Genomic DNA, 18,356 nt, shown 5'->3' on the forward strand with positions numbered 1-18,356 from the left:
CGCGCCCGGGTTGCCGGGCGGGACAGCGAACCGCCCCGGTCACCCGTGGAACGGGGTGACCGGGGCGGGCACGCTCAGCTCGGCTCAGGCGGTGAAGTGGATCCGCCGCCGCCGCGCCATCACGAACAGGACCGCGCCCAGCGCCAGCAGGGCGATCGCGCCCGCGGCGATGCCGCCGGCCGCGGCACCGGTCACCGGCAGGCCCGGCGGCTCCTCGCCGCCGCCACCGCCACCGCAGCCCTCGGGCGCGTAGACGACCTCAAGCTCCAGGCCCAGCTCCGGCAGGACGACCAGCGCCGCCTCCTCGTCACCGGCCGGGAACTTGACCGACTCGGACGAGCCCGGCGCGACGGTACGGGTCTCGGTCTTGTCGCCGTAGGTGAACTCCACCTTGACCGGCATGCCGCCCTCCGGGTTCGACGCGGTCAGCCCGAAGGTCTCGCAGTCCGCGTCGGTGGTCACCGTCGGCAGCGGGCAGTCCTCGGGACGCTCCCAGGAGTACGTGCCGTTCTCGATGACCTCGCCGTCGACCAGCACCTCGATCTTGCCGGCGTTCTCGGCGGGCACCACGGTCTCGTTGTCGGCCTTGCCCGGCGCGACGGTGACGGTCTTGGACCAGCCGTTCTCGCCCCGGACCTCGAACTCGACCGGGTACTTGGAGATCGAACCGTCGTTGCTCAGCGAGACGGTGACGCTGCCGTCGCAGGCGGAGGAGAAGGTGGACGCCGGGGTGGTGCAGTTCTTGCTGCCGCCGTTGTACCAGCCCTGCGGGCCCGACGAGCGGTTGCCGGGAGCACCCTTGTCGCCCAGCTTCTTCGAGCCGTAGCGCTTGCCGTCCTCGACCAGCGGGTCGATGACCTCGTCGACGCCGCCCCAGATCAGGTCGACCTGGGTGTGGCAGTCCGGGACACCGACGTTCAGCTCGATCTCGTTCTGGCCGGCGCCGAGGAAGTCGCTGTCCGGCTCACCGTAGACGTACTGCGGGGTGGCGAACTGCGGGCGCGGGGCGAAGTACGACACCAGCGTGAAGTACTGCTTCTCCTCGCCGCACAGCGGCAGGTCACCCTCCAGCTTGACCGTCGCCGTGCCCTTCGGGCCGTCGAAGGTGTGGCTGTACTTCGCCTCGCTGGCGTCGACGCACTTCGGCGCCGGCGTGCACGCACCGTCGGCGGCGAGGTTGATGGTGCCCTCGTTGGTCCGCTCCCGCCGGTTGTCCCAGCGGCCCTCGACGATGAGCTTGGCGCTCTCGGTGGTGCCCGGAACACGCTGTACGGCCTGAACCGAGCCGCCCCGGGGGATCGCCACACCCTGCAGGTCGACGGGGTCGGCACCCGGCACGAGGACCTGGACCGGAGTCGACGGCTCGGCGGTCACCTTCTTGACCGTGGCGGCAGTCCTGCGCTCGCTGTTGGCCACCGTCCATGTGATCACCCGCTCGCCACTGAGCTGGTCGCAGACGACGGTGGCGGTGATGGTGGTGTGGTGGGCGGTGGCGGGGGTGGCCACCGCCGCTGCTCCGGTCAGGCCGATGAGGGCGGCTGCCAGGACAGCCAGCGGCCGCCGCAGCGACAGCTTGGGTCGGATCACGCGTACTCCCGGGGTGAAGAGCGTCAGGTGTCGGCGCGGGCGGGACGGACGGCGCTGGCGGCATGTGCCGCGCCTGGAAGGGGTGTCTCCCGTGCCGATGACCGGCGGCCATGACGCCGGCACCGGGCAGACCCTAGCGAGATCGCGAGAAGTGAAACAGCCCTCAGGGAAGCTTAAGTGAGATGTTATGAATGCGAGATCATTGATATACGTCGGGTGATCGTGTCAGGGCTTTGCGCACCAGTGTCCGCTGTGGACCTGTCGGCAGCGCGCCCGGGGTATGGAAACCGGAAACGCCCGAGGGCGCGTCGACCCACAGGTCGACGCGCCCTCGGCCGCGATTCGGATCAGGAGGGATCAGGCGGTGAAGCGCAGTCGACGACGGCGGGTCACCACGAACAGGGCCGCGCCCGCGGCCAGCAGTGCGACGGCACCGGCGATGATGCCGCCGGTGGCGGCACCGGTGACCGGCAGCCCGCCGCCACCCCCGCCGCTACCGCAGTCCTCCGGCTGCTCCCAGGCCACCGGCTCGCCCTCGACGGTCTCGTCCTCGACAGTGAAGGTCGGGGTGACCACCAGGCCGGGGTACGCGTCGAAGGTGACCGACGTGATCTCGCCCGGAACTGCCTCCAGCGTCTTCGTCGTCCCCTTGTCCGAGGTCAGGGCGACCGAGAAGGGGATGCCATCGGCCGGGTTGTCGATCTCGAAGGTCAGCTCGTCGCAGGTCTCGATGAGCTCGAAGGTCGGCTCACCCGGCTCCGGCACCACCGGCTCGTCCGTCGGCGTCGGCGTCGGCTCGGGGCTCTGGGTCGGCTCCGGGCTGTCGGTCGGCGTCGGCGTCGGCTCGGGGCTCTCGGTCGGCTCGGGGCTTTCCGTCGGCTCCGGGCTTTCCGTCGGGGTCGGGCTCTCCGTCGGCGTCGGGCTCTCCGTCGGCGTCGGCGTCGGCTCGGGCTTCGGGCACCAGCCGGTGATCCGGGCCTCGCCGGTCCGGGTGTTGGTGACGGTCTGCCTGGGCTTCGCCCAGACGGCGGTCACCGTCAGGCGGGGAGCCTGGCGCCGCTTGTACGTCGCGATCTGCTCGCCGACCAGTGAGCCCTCACCCAACTTCGGCAGCATGGCGCCGACCACGATGTTGGTGACCGGAGTCGTGGAGACCACCTCGGTGATCTCGGCGGTCCACTGCCGCTCGCTGTTCGTGACGGTCCACTGGACCCTCACGGTGCCGTTCTTCAGCTTGCAGCCGACACCCTCGATGATGGGGTGGTGAGCGCTGGCGGGGGCGGCGACGACAGCGACGCCGGCGAGGCCGATCAGCGCACCGGCGGCGGCTGCCGCGACGCGCCGGAAGTTCAGACGGTTCACGTCTACTCCTGAATGGGGAACCGGAAGCTTCGTCGGCGACGGACAGGCCGTACCCGTCCCGACACCCGGCAGACCTTATCGATCCGATCTTGCGCGCCATAGCCTTCAGGGAATCCTAAGAATGATGTTGTGGATTCGTGATCTCCCATATACGGAAAGTCTTCGGACGGGTGCGGATGGGTCAACAGTGGCGTGCGGGTCGTTCGGTTGGCATCGCGTAGCGTCAAGGACATGAGGAGTGCGCGATGACCCGCATCGTCGCCGGCAACCTCGGTGGCCGGCGGATCGCTGCCCCGCCCGGTGCCGGCACCCGACCCACCTCCGACCGGGTGCGCGAGGCGTTGTTCAGCGCGGTCGAAGCCGAGGTGGATCTGGAGGGCGCCCGCTTCGCCGACCTCTACGCCGGCTCGGGCGCGGTCGGCCTGGAGGCGCTGTCGCGCGGCGCGGAGCACGTACTGCTCGTCGAGTCCGACCCACGCGCCGCCCGGGTGATCCGGGAGAACCTGACGGCGCTGCGGGTCGGCGCCTCGGCCCGGCTGGTCGCCGGCAAGGTCGCCACCGTCCTGGCCGCCGGCGTGGCGGGCGAGCCGTACGACGCCGTCTTCGCCGATCCGCCGTACGCGCTGCCGGACGACGGCGTCCGCGCGATGCTCGCCGCTCTGGTGGACGGGGGCTGGCTGGCGCCGGAGGCATTGGTGGTGGTGGAGCGGTCCAGTCGTGGCGGACCGGTCGAGTGGGTGGAAGGCATCACTGGCCAGCGCAGTCGCCGGTACGGCGAGACCACCCTTTGGTACGGTCGCCGATCATGAGACGTGCGGTGTGTCCCGGCTCGTTCGACCCGGTCACCAACGGTCACCTCGACATCATCGGCCGGGCCAGCCGGCTGTTCGACGAGGTGATCGTCGGCGTACTGGTCAACCAGTCGAAGAGCGGCCTGTTCACCGTCGAGGAGCGGATCGAGATGCTCCGTGAGGTGACCGCCTCCTACGGCAACGTGCGGGTGGCGTCCTTCCGGGGCCTGCTCGTGGACTTCTGCCGGGCGCAGCGGGCAACCGTGCTGATCAAGGGACTGCGGGCGGTCAGCGACTTCGACTACGAGTTGCAGATGGCGCAGATGAACATCGGCCTCGCCGGGGTCGAGACGCTGTTCATGCCGACCAACCCGCTGTACTCCTTCCTCTCGTCAAGCCTGGTGAAGGACGTGGCCAAGTGGGGCGGCGACGTCACGCCCCACGTACCCGACGTGGTCCGCGACGCCCTCAAGGCCCGCCTGGTCCCCCCACCCCCCTGACGGCCACGGGGCGACACGCCCGGGGAGGGGTCGGTGCGGGGGTGGTGGGGGACGACATCATTGGGTGAAGCGGGAAACCGGCCGCAGCCCGCATGATGTAGGTCGGCCCGACGAATGACAGGAGTGAGGTACCGGTGGACCCGCTCGACCGCATCGACGAACTGATCAGCATCGTGGAGCAGGCGCGCTCCGTGCCGATGTCGCGCAACAACTGCATGGTCGACCGGAGTGAGATGATCGGTGCCCTCGACGAACTGCGCGAAGGGCTTCCGGCCGACCTGCGCCGTGCCGCCGCCCTGCTGGAGGAGCGGGACAAGATCATGGAGGCCGGCAAGCGGGAGGCCGACCGCATCATCAGCGAGGGTGAGGCGGAACACGCCCGCCTGGTCTCGGTGAACGAGATCACCGTCTCCGCCGAGCACGAGGGCGCCCGGATCATCGCCGAGGCCCGGGCGGAGGCGCAGCGGCTGCGCGAGGAGGTCGACGACTACGTCGACACCGCGCTGGCCAACTTCGAACAGTTCCTCACCCGGGCGCTGGCCTCGATAGAGCGCGGCCGGGACAAGATGCACGCGCTGCGGGAGATCGGCACCTTCGCCGGGGACGAGGCGGAGCGACCGCTGCCCTTCTGACCTCGCACCGCCGCCGCCGACCGGATCGTCCGCCGCCGACCGGACCAATCCGCCGCCGCCGGGACCGACCGCCGCTCCGGCTGGTCACCCCGGTTCGACGCTGGGGCGTCCGTCCAGGTAACCTCGTTTGTCGGCCTCTCACCGGCCGGAGTCTGACTATGCCCAAGAACTCACCCACTTCACTCGACCCCAGGTCGCCGCTGGTCCTCGACACGAGGGAGCTGCCACGCCGACCTGGTGCTCTGCGTACCGTCGAACGGGTGGTCCCGGCACCGTCGGACCTCGGTGTGGAGTTGATCGGCGTGCCGGAGGGCGCGGGCCTCGACCTCGATCTGCGGATGGAGTCGGTGTCCGAGGGTGTGCTCGTCTCGGGGACCGTCAGCGGTCCGATCCGGGGCGAGTGCGGTCGCTGCCTGCGCGAGATCAACGACTCGGTGACGGTGACGATCCAGGAGCTGTACGCGTACGAGAACAGCACCACTGACGTCACCACCGAGGAAGACGAGGTCGGTCGAATGCAGGGCGACCTGATCGACCTGGAACCGGCGTTGCGGGACGCGGTGGTGCTCGCGCTGCCGAACAACCCGCTCTGCCGTCAGGACTGCCCAGGTCTGTGCCCCGAATGCGGGGTGCACCGGGACGATCTGCCGGCCGATCACAGCCACCAGCAGATCGACCCGCGTTGGGCGGGCCTGTCGCAACTGACCCGTACAGAGGAGTAAGAACCGTGGCCGTCCCCAAGCGCAAGATGTCGCGCAGCAACACCCGGTCCCGCCGGGCGAACTGGAAGGCCGCGGCGGTCGCGACCGTCGCCTGCCCGCAGTGCAAGTCCGCGAAGCTGCCGCACGCCGCCTGCTCGGTCTGCGGCACCTACAACGGCCGCCAGGTCCTTGAGGTCTGACCCGGACGGCGCGTGACGTCTCCGACCACAGGTCGGGTGACGCGCACCCCCCGGCGGTCGTCCGCAACTCCGGCCGACGCCGGCCGGCCCAGGCCGGTCGGCGTCGAGACGGAGCCGGGCGTCGCACGGATCGCCGTTGACCTCCTCGGCGGGGACGACGCTCCCGCCGTCGTGGTGGACGGCGCTCTGCGGGCGGTGTGCGACGACCCGGACCTGCACCTGCTTCTCGTCGGGCCGACCCGGGTCGCCGGCGCGTTGATCGACGCCCTGGACCCGGCGCAACGGGACCGGATCACGGTCCGACCGACCCACTCCGTCGTCGACATGGCCGACGACCCCAGCGCGGCGCGTGCCGACACCACCGTCCGGGCCGCCGTGGCGGCCGTGCGGGCCGGTTACGCCGACGCGTTGGTCTCCGCGGGGTCCACCGGTGCGACCGTCACCGCCGCCGCCCTCGTCCTCGGTCGCTGGCCCGATGTCCGGCGCCCGGCCCTCGCCGCCGCGCTGCCCGCCGTCTCCGGCACCGTCGTCCTGCTCGACGTGGGTGGCTCGTTGGAGCCGAGCCCGGCGACCCTCGCCCGCAACGCCGCCCTCGGTGCCGCCTACGCCGCGGTCGCCCACGGCATCACCGCGCCCCGGGTGGGGCTGCTCTCGGTGGGCACCGAAGCCGGAAAGGGCGACCGGGCTCGCCGGCTCACCGACCCCGTGCTCGGCGCGGCGGCGCTGCCCGGCGACGCCCGCTACGTCGGGCTCGTCGAGGGCTACGACGTCTGCCTCGGCACCAGCGCCGACGTGGTGGTCACCGACGGTTTCACCGGTAACGTGCTGCTCAAAGCCATCGAAGGCGCGTACGCCATGGCCGGCGGGAACCCGCCCGGTGGCGGCGCGCCCCGGGCCGCCGCGCTGCTCGGCGTGGCCGGCACCGTCGTCGTCTGCCACGGCGCCGCCCGCGCCGACGACATCGCCTCCGGCATCGCCCTGGCCGCCCATCTCTGGCGGCGCGACGCCACCGAGCGGGTCGCCGCGCTGCTCGGCGGGGACCGCACCGATCGCACGACCGACACCGAGGTACGCACATCATGAGCAACGACAAGCGCCGGCGACCCGAGATCGGCCACCTGGAGGCCGCCTTCGGCGTCTCGCTGGACCCGGAGCTGCTGGAACGCGCGCTGACCCACCGTTCGTACGCGTACGAGAACGGCGGCCTGCCCACCAACGAGCGGCTGGAGTTCCTCGGCGACTCGGTGCTGGGTGTGGTGATCACGACCGCGCTCTTCCAGAACCACCCCGACCTGCCGGAGGGCCAGCTGGCGAAGCTGCGCGCCAGCGTGGTCAACATGCGTGCGCTCGCCGACGTGGCGCGCGGCCTGGGCCCGGACGGGCTCGGCCCCTACCTGCTGCTCGGCAAGGGCGAGGAGACCACCGGCGGTCGGGACAAGGCCAGCATCCTCGCCGACACCCTCGAAGCGCTGCTCGGCGCGATCTACCTCCAGTACGGCCTGGACACCGCCGCCATCGTCATCCACCGGTTGTTCGACCCGCTGATGGTCGAGTCCGCCGGCCGGGGCGCCGCGCTGGACTGGAAGACGAGCCTGCAGGAACTGACCGCCGCGCTCGGCCTCGGCGTTCCGGAGTACCGGATCGAGGGCACCGGGCCGGACCACCTGAAGACCTTCACCGCGTGGGTGGTGGTGGCCGGCAACCGGTACGGCGGCGCCGACGGGCGGAGCAAGAAGGAAGCCGAGCAGCGGGCGGCGGAGTCGGCGTGGCGGACCCTCACCGAGCAGGCGGAGAAGACCGCCGAAGGCCAGGCCGGGGCGGCCGCCGACGGCACGGTCGACGAGCAGGTCAACGGGACGGTCGACGGCCAGCGGAGCCTGGTTGACGAGGTCGAGGCCCAGGCGCACCATGCCTGAGCTGCCGGAGGTGGAGACCGTCCGGCAGGGCCTGTCCCGCTGGATCACCGGCCGCCGGATCCACTCGGTGGAGGTACGCCACCCCCGGGCGGTCCGTCGCCACGTGCCCGGCGGCACACACTTCGCCGACGTGCTGGCCGGCCGGAAGGTACTCGACGTCCGTCGACGCGGGAAGTATCTCTGGCTGCCGCTGGACAGCGGGGACGCCGTCGTCGGGCATCTCGGGATGTCCGGGCAACTGCTGCTGCAACCGGCGGACGCGCCCGACGAGACGCACCTGCGGGTCCGGTTCCGTTTCGACGACGGCGGCCCCGAGCTGCGCTTCGTCGACCAGCGTACGTTCGGCGGGCTGTCGGTGAGCGAGGGCGGCGGCACGCTGCCGGCGGAGATCGCCCACATCGCCCGCGACCCGCTTGATCCGGAGTTCTCCGACGCGGAGTTCGTGGCCGCGCTGCGCCGGCGGCGCACCGAGGTCAAGCGGGCGCTGCTCGACCAGAGCCTGATCTCCGGCGTGGGCAACATCTACGCCGACGAGGCGCTGTGGCGGGCCGGGCTGCACGGCACCCGGTCCACCGACGCGCTCACCGGCCCGGCCGCCCACCGGCTGCTCGCGCACGTGCGGGACGTCCTCGGTGAGGCGATCACCGCGGGGGGCACCAGCTTCGACGCCCTCTACGTGAACGTCAACGGCGAGAGCGGCTACTTCGACCGGTCGTTGAACGCGTACGGGCGGGAGGGGCAGCCCTGCCGTCGCTGCGGCGCACCGATCCGCCGCGAGGCCTTCATGAACCGCTCGTCCTACAGCTGCCCCCGCTGCCAACCCCGCCCCCGCTCGCGCCCCTGACCCCGCCCACTGCCGGGCGGGAGGGGCACTGTCAGGGGGCTGGGCAGGGCAGACGCCAGGCGTCCAGGATGCGGTTCTTGCGGATCGAGGCGAAGCCGTAGCCGACGCTTGTGACACAGAAGTCGGTGGTGGCACCGGTGTACTCGACGTGGAACACCGGTTTGCCGGCGTCGGCGAAGGGCAGCAACTTGTCGCACCGGTCCAGCCGTACGCACTCCTCGTTGACGGCGAAGTCGAAGTCCGGTGCCAGCGCGGCGCCCTGCGGCAGATTGTTGAGCAGCCCGGGGGAGAGATCGAGCGAGCGGGCCAGCGCGGCGAGCTTACGGTTGAACGTCAACTGGTCGTCGAACTCCAGCGCGAAGCCGGAGCGCATGTCGTAGCCGTCGGCGTCGGCGAACACCACCGCGCCGAAACCCTTGCCACGACAGAGTCGGAACCGGTCGGCCAGCACCGGTCGCAGGACGTCCCACCGGCGTACGTCGAGCCAGACGCGCCCGGTCCGGGCCGTCGTCGCGCCGCGGACGCGGGCCGGGTAGCGGCTGGCGTCGGGGTCGGTCGGGTGCACCGAACCGACGTGCACCTGGCAGACCAGCCGACGGTCCCGGGCACGTAGCTCGCTGGTCTGCGCGGCGGTGGTGTCGACCGGGTCGAGGACGAACACGTCCGCCTCGACGTCCGGATCGAGCACCCCGTCCAGCTGCCACTGCCACTGCCAGTGCCGCGCCGAGGTGGTCGGCCAGCTGGTCGGTGCTCCGGGCGGGGTGAGGTCAGGACGGCAGGCCGCAGCAGTGACGAGCAGCGTGAACGTCAGTCCAGCCGGCAGCGCCCGGCGGTGCACCCACCGGGCCGGTCGCCCGCCCAGGCCGAACCGCATCGCCAGCTCCGCAGGTCGCGGGGCGGCGTCGGGCCGCCCGAGCCCGGTACGCCGGGTCCCGGCGTACCCACCCGGTCAAACGAGCACGGACCCGACGAGGACTCGCGGCCGACTCAGCGCGGCGCGGCGAAGACCTGCGTCCAGTACGGACCGTTGCTGCGCGCCACGCCGACGCCGATCTCGGTGAAGGCGCAGTTGAGGATGTTGGCGCGGTGTCCGTCGCTGTTCATCCAGGCGTCCATGACGGCCGCGGGCGTCCGCTGGTTCCACGCGACGTTCTCGCCGTAGGTACGCCAGGCGTAGTCGACCCGGTCGATCCGGTCGCCGGGATCGCTGCCGTCGCTGCCGGTGTGCGACATGTTCCGGTGGTCGGCCTGGTCCTGGCTGTGCCGCTGGGCCGCGGTCATCAACTTGTCGTCGATGCTCAACGCGCCGCAGCCGGCCTTCGCCCGCTCGGCGTTGACCAGCTTGACCACCTCGGCGGCCTCGGCGGTGACGTCGTCGGAGGGCGACGGGCTGGCCGAGGCGGCCCGGCTCGGGCTGCCCTGGCGGTCGGTGCCCAGCCGGGACGGGGCCGTGCTCCGCGAGGGTGCGGGCCTGGTCCGGGTGGTCCGGCTCGGTGACGGTGCGGCCGTGGCGGTGCTCGGGGAGACACTGGGGCTGGGACTGGCGCTCGGGCTGGTGCTCTCGGGCAGGTCGAGCGTGAGTGCCGGATCCTCCTCCGCGGCGGGCGCGCTGGCGACCGGTGCCTGGCCCGCCGTGGTGTTGGTCGGGGCGTCGTCACCGGGCAGCGCGAGGGCGGCGACACCGATGCTCACCACGAGCGTGGCGGCCGCGGCGGCACCCCCCATCACCAGGGGGCGCGGCAGCCTGCGGGACCGACGGGTCGCGGCGGTCGGCTCGGGTGCCGGCTCGTCGACACCGGCCAGCTCCCGGTGCCCGGTCTGCGGCGGGCCGTAGTGCGGGCCAACGACCGGTTCGGCGTACGCGCCGGTCCGGTCGGTGTACCCGACGGCCTGATCGGTGTACCAGTCGGGCCGATCATCGTAGGCGTACGCGCTCTCCTGCGGCGCGGCGTGGTGCGTGGGCCAGTCGGTGGCATCGGTGGCGGTGGGCTCGTCGTCGCGGTGGTGCCGTCCGGTCTGCTGGTGCCGTGCGCCGGAGGTGTCGTACCAGTCCTGTCCCGTTGTCGGGTACGGCTGCTCCGCCGGCCGGTACGCCTCCGTGGCCGGGTGCGCGGCAGCGTCGGACCGCCACTGCTCGGTCGGCTGCTCGCGGTACCACCCGTCGGACGGCTCCGCCGGATCGTCGCCGAACAGGTAGGACGACCGTGGCGCTGGCCGGTCGGTCAACCAGGCCGGATCGTCGGTCGGCGGTTCCGCTCGCCACGGGGTGCGCTCCGGGTCGATCGGATCATTCCAGCCGTGCACGCCTGTCGCCTCCACGGGTCAGTTACGGGCCGGGGTGACGCTACGTGTTGTGTCTGAGCAGCGGCAATCTGGCTAAGGAAGAGTTAAGAGGAGCCGGTACGTCCGGGTGAGGTGTTCGGTGATTCCGGAGCGTAGAGTCGGGGTGTCCGGACAGAGCGTGTCCGCGCCTGATGGCAGCCTCCCGTGACGGGTGTGGCCGACGCCGAGATGATCTACGGCCTGCGAGAACTTGACGAAGCAGGGGCTGTCGGCTCAATATGGTGGTGTCGCCAGTCGCGCCCGGCCATGCCCAGAATGTGTGGGAGTGGTAGTCGCGTTCACATGGGCGCGCGTTGGCCGGCCTCTCCGGCAGCGCACATCAAGGAGTAAAAATGGCGAAGGCCCTCTACGGCCACGTAGGTGCGGCGCCCGACCGGCGCCTGCTCGACGAGGTCACCCGACTGCGTGCCAGGGTTCAGTCACTGGAGTTCGAGGTCACGCGGCTGCGCGCCGAGAACGATCGGCTCGCGGCGGCTGCGGCGGAGGCGGACGATCTGCTCCGTCTGGCCGAGCCCGCGCTGACCTGATCCACCTGGTCGCACGAGAGCGACCGCCGCAACCGGTCGCCACAACTGAATAGCACCACCGCACCGAGCGCGCCGACACCCTGTGCCGGCGCGCAGCTCTGTGCGTGCCCGACCGCCTCGGCCACGCGGGGCCGGCCGGTGTCCGGCGGTCGGGCAGGCGGGTCGCGTGGCGTGCTCCACCCGGTCCCGGGTTAGTCTGCGGGTTTACCAGGGTCCGCGCAGCCGGGCGACGGTACGGCGGCCACCGGACGAGGATCGAGAAGGTGTATCTCAAGAGCCTGACGGTGAAGGGCTTCAAGTCCTTCGCCTCCGCGACGACGCTCAAGCTGGAGCCGGGGATCACCTGCGTGGTGGGCCCGAACGGCTCCGGCAAGTCGAACGTCGTCGACGCCATCGCCTGGGTGCTCGGCGAGCAGGGCGCCAAGGCGTTGCGTGGCGGCAAGATGGAGGACGTCATCTTCGCCGGCACCGCCGGGCGGGCCCCGCTGGGCCGGGCCGAGGTGACCCTCACCATCGACAACACCGACGGCGCCCTGCCGATCGAGTACACCGAGGTCTCCATCACCCGCCGGATGTTCCGCTCCGGTGAGAGCGAATACGAGATCAACGGCGACTCGTGCCGGCTGCTCGACATCCAGGAACTGCTGTCCGACTCCGGCATCGGCCGGGAGATGCACATCATCGTCGGGCAGGGCCGGCTCGACGGGATGCTGCACGCCAAGCCGGAGGACCGGCGGGCGTTCATCGAGGAGGCGGCCGGCGTCCTCAAGCACCGCAAGCGCAAGGAAAAGGCGCTGCGCAAGCTCGACGCGATGCAGACCAACCTGAACCGGCTCACCGACCTCACCGCCGAGCTGCGTCGACAGCTCAAACCTCTCGGCCGGCAGGCCGAGGTGGCCCGCCGGGCCGCCGTCATCCAGGCGAACCTGCGCGACGCCCGGCTGCGGTTGCTCGCCGACGACCTGGCCACCCTGCGGACCACGCTGGACAAGGAGATCGCGGACGAGACCGCGCTCCGGCAGCGACGCGAGCAGGTCGAGGCCGAGCACGCCGAGGTGCAGTACCGGCTCGGCGAGTTGGAGGAGGCGTTGGCCTCCGACGCCCCGCTGCTGGCCGCCGCGCAGGACACCTGGTACAAGCTCTCCGCCCTGCAGGAACGGTTCCGTTCGATCGAGCAGCTCGCCGTCGAGCGGCTGCGGCACCTGACTGCCACACCGGACGACGAGCGTCCGGGACGGGACCCGGAACAGCTGGAGGCCGAAGCCGAGCGGGTCCGCGAGCAGGAGGAGGAACTGCGCGCGGCGCTCACCGACGACCAGGTGCGGCTCGCCGAGGCGGTCGAGCACCGCCAGGAGCTGGAGCGGCAACTCGCCGCCGCCGAGCGGGAACTGGTCGCCGCGGCGAAGGCCATCGCCGACCGGCGGGAGGGCCTGGCCCGGCTGACCGGACAGGTGAATTCCGCCCGGGCGCGAACCACGAGCGCCGGTGAGGAGATCGAGCGGCTCGCCGCCGCGCACACCGACGCGATGGCCCGCGCCGAGCGGGCCCAGGCCGAGCTGGACGCGGTCGCCGAGCAGTCCACCGAGGCGGACCGCGACAATGCCGACCTGGACGCCCGACACGCCGAAGCCGTCGCCGCCCAGGAGCGGGCACAGGCCACGGTCCGGTCGCTGTCGGACGCGGAGCGGGCGGCGGAGAAGGACGCCGCGACCTGGAAGGCGCGGGAGGAGGCGCTCGCCCTCGGCCTGCGCCGCAAGGACGGTGCCGGCGCCCTGTTGGCCCGCGCCGACCAGGTGCCCGGTCTGTTGGGCGGCCTCGCCGGCCTGCTCTCGGTGGCACCGGGCCACGAGGCGGCGCTCGCCGCGGCGCTCGGTGGGCTGGCCGACGCGGTCGCGGTGACCGGCGTCGACGAGGCCGTCGAGGCGATGCGCCTGCTGAAGATCTCGGACGCCGGACGTGCCGGGCTGCTCGTCGGCAGCCCCGCCGGGCCGGGGATGTCCGGTTCGGCCGACGCGTTGCGGCCGAAACTGCCCGACGGCGCCCACTGGGCACCCGACCTGGTCGACTGCGACGACCAGATCCGGCCCGCGGTGCACCGGGCACTGCGGGACGTGGTGCTGGTGGCGGACCTGGCGGCCGCCGCCGAGGTGGTCACCGGCAATCCCGAACTGCGGGCGGTCACCCGGGAGGGTGACGTGGTCGGCGCGTACGCGGCGGCCGGCGGGTCGGCCAAGGCGCCCAGCTACATCGAGGTCCAGGCGGCCGTCGAGGAGGCCCGGGCCAGTCGGCTGTCGGCCGAGCGGGCCAGCGCCGAGCTGCGCGAACAGTTGGTCGAGGCACGTGCCGAGGTGACCACCGCCAAGGAGGCGGTGCAGCATGCGGCGGCGGCCAAGCGGGAGGCTGAGAGCCACCGCAACGCCGCGGCACGGCGGCTGGCCGAGCTGGGTGCCGCCGCGCGGTCGGCGAAGGCGGAGACCGACCGTCTCGGCGAGTCCCGAGCGCGCGCCGAGGCGGCCCGGGAGCGGGATCTGACCACCCTGGCCGAGTTGGCGGAGCGGCTGCGGTTGGCGGAGGCGACCCCGATCGACGCGGAACCCTCCACCGAGGAACGCGACCAGTTCGCCGCCATGGTGCCGCAGGCCCGGCAGAACGAGATGGAGGTCCGGCTCGCGGTGCGTACCGCCGAGGAGCGGGTCGCCTCGATCGCCGGGCGGGCCGATTCGCTGCGCCGACAGGCCGGTGCCGAACGGGCGGCGCGGGAACGGGCGGCGGCCCGGCGCGCCGCGCGGACCCGGGGTGCCGCCATCGCTCGCGCGGTGGCCGGTGGCGCGCGGTCGGCGTTGACCCAGCTGACCAGCAGCATCGCCCGGGCCGAGGAGCACCGCGACGCGGTGGCGCGGGAACGGGCCACCCGCGAGGCGGAGCTGCAGGAGGTGCGGGCCGCCGCGAAACGGTTCGGTGCGGAACTGGAACGGCTGACCAGCCAGGTGCACCGGGACGAGGTCGCCCGCGCCGAGCAACGGTTGCGCATCGAGCAGCTGGAGGCCAAGGCGGCCGAGGACTTCGGCCTTACGGTCGAGACCCTGGTCGCCGAGTACGGCCCGAGTCAGCTGGTGCCACCCACCGACGCCGAGGTGGCCGCAGCCGAGCGGGACGGTCTGCCGGTTCCCGAACCGGTCCGCTACGAACGCCCGGTGCAGGAGAAGCGGGCCGCCAAGGCGGAACGGGAACTCGCCCTGCTGGGCAAGGTCAACCCACTCGCCCTCGAGGAGTTCGCGGCGCTGGAGGAGCGGTACAAGTTCCTCTCCGAGCAGTTGGAGGACCTCAAGGCGACCCGGCGGGACCTGCTCACCGTGGTCAAGGACGTCGACGACCGGATTCTCGAGGTCTTCGCCAGCGCCTTCGCCGACACCGCGCGAGAGTTCGAGCAGGTCTTCACCGTGTTGTTCCCCGGTGGCGAGGGTCGGTTGATCCTCACCGACCCGGACGACCTGCTGACCACCGGCGTCGAGGTCGAGGCCCGCCCGCCGGGCAAGAAGATCAAACGGTTGTCGCTGCTCTCCGGCGGCGAGCGGTCCCTGACCGCGGTCGCGATGCTGGTGGCGATCTTCCGAGCCCGACCGAGCCCGTTCTACATCATGGACGAGGTGGAGGCGGCCCTCGACGACGTGAACCTGGGCCGGCTGATCACCCTGCTGGCGCAGCTACGGGAGAAGAGCCAGCTGATCGTCATCACGCACCAGAAGCGGACCATGGAGATCGCCGACGCGCTCTACGGTGTGACGATGCGCGGCGGGGTGACCCAGGTGATCAGTCAACGGCTCAACCGGGCCGACGGGGATGACGAGCGGCAGGGCCGCGGCGAGGAGAACGGGTAGTGGCTCGGGAACGCGCGACGGCGCTCCTGGTGGACTTCGACGGTGTGCTGCGGCGCTGGGATCCGGCGGTCGCCGCCGCCGTCGAGCGGGAGTACGGCCTCTCCGCCGGTGTGCTCGGCGAGATCGCCATGCAGTGGGGGCGGCTGCAACCGGTGCTCACTGGCCAGGTCAGCCACGCCGACTGGATGACAAGCGTGGCCGACGCGCTCACGCCGTCGGTCGGTGACGCCGAGCGGGCGCGGGCGGCGGTGGCCCAGTGGCAGCGCTATCGCGGTGAGGTCGACCCCGAGGTGCTCGCGTTCGTCCGCGAGGCGAGAGCCGCCGGCATCCGGGTCGGTCTCGGCACCAACGCCACCGACCTGCTCGACGCCGACCTGGCCGCCCTCGACCTGACCGACGAGTTGGACGTGGTGGTCAACTCCTCGGCCATCGGGGTGCACAAGCCGGCACCCGAGTACTTCCAGGCCGCCTGTGCGGCGCTGGACACGCCGCCGGCCCGGGTGCTCTTCGTCGACGACGAGGACCGGGCGATCAGCGGCGCCCGGGCGGCCGGGCTGTCGGCGTACCGCTGGAACGGGCCGGCCGACCTGCGCTACCTGCGCGCCGCACTGGCCGCCTGAGGCCCGGCCCGCGGCACGCCGCGGTGTCCCGGGGCGCACCTGCCGTGACCGGCGTCGAGAGCAGCCGGGTCACTCCCCGACGACGCCGTCGATGCGTTCGCGGATCAGGTCGGCGTGCCCGTTGTGCCGGGCGTACTCCTCGATCATGTGGACGTAGACCCAGCGCAGGTTGAACGTGCGCCGCTTCGGGCCGACCTCGGTGAACGTCTCGTCGAGCGACCGCCCGACGACGGCGGCGCGGGCCCGTGCCACCTCCCGGTGGTAGGTGGCGAAGTCCGCCTCGGCGTCGGCGTCGCCGACGTCGAGGTCGGCGTCCGGGTCGTCCAGCGTGTAGTACGGGTAGTCGACCTGCTCGGCGGCGAAGTTCTCCCGGAACCACCAGGCCTCCACCTCGGCCAGGTGCCGGACCAGCCCGAGCAGCGTGAGGCCGGACGGTGCCACGCTGGCCGTGCGTAGCTGCTCGGCGGTGAGGCCGGCACACTTGAGCAGGAGGGTCTGCCGGTGATAGTCCAGCCAGCCCTCCAGCATGGTGCGCTCGTCGCCGACGTAGGGCTCGGGGGTTCGGTCGACCGCCGGTGCTGTCCAAGTCATCCGAGGATTCTGGCCCCGGTATCTGACAACCTGCGACGGATTTGTGGAGCGCTCAGTGGCCGTCGGTGAGCCGCTGCCGGGCCACCACGTGCAGGTGACCGTCGCCGGTGGTGCCCTCGATGATCACCTCGGCCCCGCGCCCGGCGTGGGTGAGCGTCGCCACCGCGTTGCCGAAGTACGGACCGGCCAGCTTGCGCCACTTGACCAGGGGCCGACGGACGCCCGCCGTGCGGGCCAGGGCCCGGGCCGCTCCGGCCGGGCCGCGCGCCCACCCCAGCCGCATCAGCGGGCGCATCCCGGCCGGCACCTGGTTGTGGATCGGCGAGCAGGTGAGCTGGTGCACCGGTGTGTGCACACCGGGGTCGGCGAACCTGACCCGCGCCACGTACGAGTGGTGCACGTCGCCGGAGAGCACGCTGATCGACGCCGGTGGCGGGTACGCCGGCCCGGCGCCCTTGCGGTCGTCGGGGGCACCCGGCGTGCCGGCGCCGATCCGGGCGAACAACTCCGCCAGCGCGTCGAACGAGCGGCGGAACGCGGCCCAGTGCTCCAGGTCCAGCGCGCGGCGCAGCCGCTCGCCCAGCCCGGAGACCCACCGCCGGGGCGAGTCGGCCAGCTTCTCGTTCCACGTCTCGACGTGGTGGATGCCGGGCGGCAGCAGCCAGGGCAGTGAGGAGCCGACCACCAGGTGGTCGTAGCCACCGTGGGCGCGGTCGACGAACCACGACCATTCGCCGGGCGGCAGCATCGCCCGCCGACCCGGCAACAGCACCCGGCTGCACCGGTTGTCCAGCATCACCAGGCGGGTGCGCCCCAGGTCGAGCGCGTAGCTCCACTGGTACTGCACCGCCCGCCAGCGCTCGGTGTCGTGGGCCAGGTCGGCCTCGGTGTCGACCCGCGCGCCGAACTCCCGCAACACGCCGGTGGCGTCCTCCGCCGCGCTCACCTTGGCGAAGACCGGGTCCGCGGTGATCTCGTCGGGCGAGAGGTTGCCCAGGTGCTGGTAGACCCAGTAGGAGGCCAACCCACTGGCGATCCGCTCGGCCCACCACGGCTGCTCGCGCATGTCGGCCCGCCAGGAGGCCGAGGTGTTCCAGTCGTCGATGACCTCGTGATCGTCGAAGATCATCACGCTCGGCACGGTGGAGAGGAGCCAGCGGATCTCCGGGTCGCGCCACGACTCCAGGTAGAGCTTGGTGTACTCGTCGAAGCTGACCACCTGGTCCTTCGGCGCGCCCTCGGGACGCCGCCGCCGACGGCGCAGCAGCCGCTTGACGGTCGGCGAGGTCTCGTCGGCGTAGACCTGGTCACCGAGCAGCAGCAGCAGGTCGGGCAGGGCGGCCGGGTCCGGGTCGGCCATCACCCGCCGGGCGTACGCGTCGAGCGCGTCCGGCGGCAACTTGCGGGTGGTCGCGTGCTGGGTGGTCTCCCGACAGGAACCGAAGAGCAGGCGGACCGGCTGGTCCCGGTCGTCGGTGGCCCGGGTGCGGATGAGACTGGGCGGGAAACGACTGTCCGGCAGCGGCCAGACCACCTCGTCGTCGATCAGCACCTCGTACGTCGTGGCGCTGTCCGGGGTCAGCCCGTCGATCACGACGAGCGCGTAGTGGTGGTCGTACGCGCTGAAGGTGGGGGCGGTGCCGGTGGCGCCGCCGGTCGTGCGGACGGTGACCACAGCGGGCGTCGTGGTCTCCACCCAGACGGTGGCCCGAGTGCCGACGACCCGGCGTAGCAAGGGGCCGATGAGCAGCTCGGCGGGCATGCGAACCTCCAGACGAGAAAGCTTCATCCTTTACTACCCGGCCGGCGGCGCACCACTGCCAACTGTGGCCGAGACTACCGCCGCATCCTGGGCCGACGCCGG

General features: G+C 72.1%; 16 protein-coding genes and 1 pseudogene. 11 read left to right on the top strand and 6 right to left on the bottom strand.

The window, feature by feature from the left end; all coding sequences use genetic code 11:
* Nucleotides 1-84: 84 nt before the first annotated feature.
* Complete coding sequence (locus O7597_RS18835) at nucleotides 85-1,587, bottom strand: cell wall anchor protein (RefSeq protein WP_281580290.1); 1,503 nt, start codon at nucleotides 1,585-1,587, stop codon at nucleotides 85-87.
* Nucleotides 1,588-1,944: 357 nt separating this feature from the next.
* Nucleotides 1,945-2,949: a cell wall anchor protein gene (locus O7597_RS18840; RefSeq protein ID WP_281580291.1), complete on the bottom strand. Its 1,005-nt coding sequence runs from the start codon at nucleotides 2,947-2,949 to the stop codon at nucleotides 1,945-1,947.
* A gap of 242 nt (nucleotides 2,950-3,191) precedes the next feature.
* Between O7597_RS18840 and rsmD the strand changes: the two are divergent.
* The 8 genes and pseudogenes from rsmD to mutM form a co-directional block, all read left to right on the top strand.
* Nucleotides 3,192-3,758, top strand: a pseudogene (gene rsmD / locus O7597_RS18845) (16S rRNA (guanine(966)-N(2))-methyltransferase RsmD); the annotation flags it as partial.
* On the top strand, nucleotides 3,755-4,240 hold the full coding sequence (gene coaD / locus O7597_RS18850) for a pantetheine-phosphate adenylyltransferase (protein ID WP_164445728.1): 486 nt from the start codon (nucleotides 3,755-3,757) through the stop codon (nucleotides 4,238-4,240). The pseudogene rsmD and the gene coaD, both read left to right, overlap by 4 nt.
* 134 nt (nucleotides 4,241-4,374) lie before the next feature.
* Nucleotides 4,375-4,872 carry a hypothetical protein gene (locus O7597_RS18855; RefSeq protein ID WP_269739412.1) on the top strand — a complete coding sequence of 166 codons (498 nt, stop codon included), beginning with the start codon at nucleotides 4,375-4,377 and terminating at the stop codon, nucleotides 4,870-4,872.
* Between the two features lie 158 nt (nucleotides 4,873-5,030).
* Entirely contained in the window at nucleotides 5,031-5,594 is a 564-nt protein-coding gene (locus O7597_RS18860) for a YceD family protein (RefSeq protein ID WP_269739411.1), read from the top strand.
* Between the two features lie 5 nt (nucleotides 5,595-5,599).
* Nucleotides 5,600-5,773, top strand: a complete 174-nt coding sequence (gene rpmF, locus O7597_RS18865; RefSeq protein ID WP_091435485.1) for a 50S ribosomal protein L32 — start codon at nucleotides 5,600-5,602, stop codon at nucleotides 5,771-5,773.
* A 129-nt stretch (nucleotides 5,774-5,902) separates the two neighbouring features.
* Nucleotides 5,903-6,856 carry a phosphate acyltransferase PlsX gene (locus O7597_RS18870; protein ID WP_281583276.1) on the top strand — a complete coding sequence of 318 codons (954 nt, stop codon included), beginning with the start codon at nucleotides 5,903-5,905 and terminating at the stop codon, nucleotides 6,854-6,856.
* The gene (gene rnc, locus O7597_RS18875; RefSeq protein ID WP_269739410.1) at nucleotides 6,853-7,689 is read left to right on the top strand and encodes a ribonuclease III; all 837 of its coding nucleotides are present in this window, start codon (nucleotides 6,853-6,855) and stop codon (nucleotides 7,687-7,689) included. The genes O7597_RS18870 and rnc overlap by 4 nt, the downstream gene beginning before the upstream one ends.
* Nucleotides 7,682-8,533 (top strand): bifunctional DNA-formamidopyrimidine glycosylase/DNA-(apurinic or apyrimidinic site) lyase, encoded by an 852-nt coding sequence (mutM, locus tag O7597_RS18880; RefSeq protein ID WP_281580293.1) that lies wholly within the window; start codon nucleotides 7,682-7,684, stop codon nucleotides 8,531-8,533. The genes rnc and mutM overlap by 8 nt, the downstream gene beginning before the upstream one ends.
* Before the next feature lie 31 nt (nucleotides 8,534-8,564).
* On the opposite strand, the gene O7597_RS18885 is transcribed toward mutM, so the two are convergent.
* Nucleotides 8,565-9,407, bottom strand: a complete 843-nt coding sequence (locus tag O7597_RS18885) for an endo alpha-1,4 polygalactosaminidase (RefSeq protein ID WP_281580294.1) — start codon at nucleotides 9,405-9,407, stop codon at nucleotides 8,565-8,567.
* Between the two features lie 113 nt (nucleotides 9,408-9,520).
* Nucleotides 9,521-10,837: a CAP domain-containing protein gene (locus O7597_RS18890; RefSeq protein WP_281580295.1), complete on the bottom strand. Its 1,317-nt coding sequence runs from the start codon at nucleotides 10,835-10,837 to the stop codon at nucleotides 9,521-9,523.
* Nucleotides 10,838-11,208: 371 nt separating this feature from the next.
* Here O7597_RS18890 and O7597_RS18895 point away from each other — a divergent pair, with 371 nt between their 5' ends.
* The 3 genes from O7597_RS18895 (at nucleotide 11,209) to O7597_RS18905 (ending at nucleotide 15,901) form a co-directional block, all read left to right on the top strand.
* Nucleotides 11,209-11,403: a hypothetical protein gene (locus tag O7597_RS18895; protein WP_093401709.1), complete on the top strand. Its 195-nt coding sequence runs from the start codon at nucleotides 11,209-11,211 to the stop codon at nucleotides 11,401-11,403.
* A 263-nt stretch (nucleotides 11,404-11,666) separates the two neighbouring features.
* The gene (smc, locus tag O7597_RS18900) at nucleotides 11,667-15,281 is read left to right on the top strand and encodes a chromosome segregation protein SMC (RefSeq protein WP_281580296.1); all 3,615 of its coding nucleotides are present in this window, start codon (nucleotides 11,667-11,669) and stop codon (nucleotides 15,279-15,281) included.
* The gene (locus O7597_RS18905; RefSeq protein WP_269739405.1) at nucleotides 15,281-15,901 is read left to right on the top strand and encodes an HAD-IA family hydrolase; all 621 of its coding nucleotides are present in this window, start codon (nucleotides 15,281-15,283) and stop codon (nucleotides 15,899-15,901) included. The genes smc and O7597_RS18905 overlap by 1 nt, the downstream gene beginning before the upstream one ends.
* Nucleotides 15,902-15,970: 69 nt before the next feature.
* On the opposite strand, the gene O7597_RS18910 is transcribed toward O7597_RS18905, so the two are convergent.
* The gene (locus tag O7597_RS18910) at nucleotides 15,971-16,492 is read right to left on the bottom strand and encodes a DinB family protein (protein ID WP_269739404.1); all 522 of its coding nucleotides are present in this window, start codon (nucleotides 16,490-16,492) and stop codon (nucleotides 15,971-15,973) included.
* A gap of 52 nt (nucleotides 16,493-16,544) precedes the next feature.
* Nucleotides 16,545-18,254, bottom strand: a complete 1,710-nt coding sequence (locus O7597_RS18915) for an alkaline phosphatase D family protein (RefSeq protein WP_269739403.1) — start codon at nucleotides 18,252-18,254, stop codon at nucleotides 16,545-16,547.
* Between the last annotated feature and the right edge of the window lie 102 nt (nucleotides 18,255-18,356).

It is taken from the genome of Verrucosispora sp. WMMC514, assembly GCF_027497295.1.
Lineage (GTDB): Bacteria > Actinomycetota > Actinomycetes > Mycobacteriales > Micromonosporaceae > Micromonospora > Micromonospora palythoicola.